This is a genomic window from Mesorhizobium sp. M7A.F.Ca.US.006.04.2.1, from assembly GCF_004022915.1.
GTDB classification, from domain to species: domain Bacteria; phylum Pseudomonadota; class Alphaproteobacteria; order Rhizobiales; family Rhizobiaceae; genus Mesorhizobium; species Mesorhizobium ciceri.
On record NZ_RZQA01001489.1, the window covers coordinates 1 to 744 of the forward strand.

Below are 744 nucleotides of genomic sequence, written 5' to 3' on the forward strand. Positions count from 1 at the left end.
GGTCTGGGGTCTCGGCGCCAAACAGGATGGCGCCGGTTTTTGCGCGGCGGCCGTCCTGCGTCTGCAGTGCGCTCGCGACCTCGTCCCCATCAACAATTCCGATCTGGCGAGGGATCCAAGCGGGCGCCGGCCCTGGCTCGGTGCCTTCGATCGTTCCGCACCAGCCTGGCTCTCCAGCTGGGCCTGGGGTTTGCCGGCTGGCCATGTGCCCTTTTCCTGGCGACTGGTGGGCGCGGCCACCTTCTTTGGTGTCGTCGCGGTGCTTTCCGCCGCCATCAGCTTCGTTCGTCACGATGCGGTGCCGGCGGCAATGGCGGGCCTGACCGGCGGCCTTCTCGTCTTCATGCTGAGCGCGCGCTTCCATCCGCTCGGCTCGCCGGTACTGCGCACGGCTCCAATCGGCTTTGTCAGGACGTGGCTGCGGCTGGCGCGGCTGCCCCTGCAATTGTCGCTTTGCTTCTTTCTCATGCCGGCAGGTGCTGCCCTGGCGGCGGAGCCATCGGCTTGGGCGATGCCGCTCGCCAGTGGCTTGTGGCTGCTGGCGCTGAACGGCGCCTATGCGGTGTTCGCCGCCTATTTCATGACCGCGCCGTTCGTCGCCGCGCTGAGCTTCCTCAGCGCCATCGCCTACACCAGCTACGAATCGCTCGAATATGGGCGCACAGTGCTGATCGGCTTTGCCGCCCTTGTCCTGTTCCTGTGGCATCGGGCGCAACGGAGATACCGCCATGGATAGCAGCGAGA

General features: G+C 66.5%; 1 pseudogene. It reads left to right on the forward strand.

From position 1 onward, the window contains the following. A pseudogene (locus EN925_RS38255) lies at nt 1-736 on the forward strand (hypothetical protein); the annotation flags it as partial. Between the last annotated feature and the right edge of the window lie 8 nt (nt 737-744).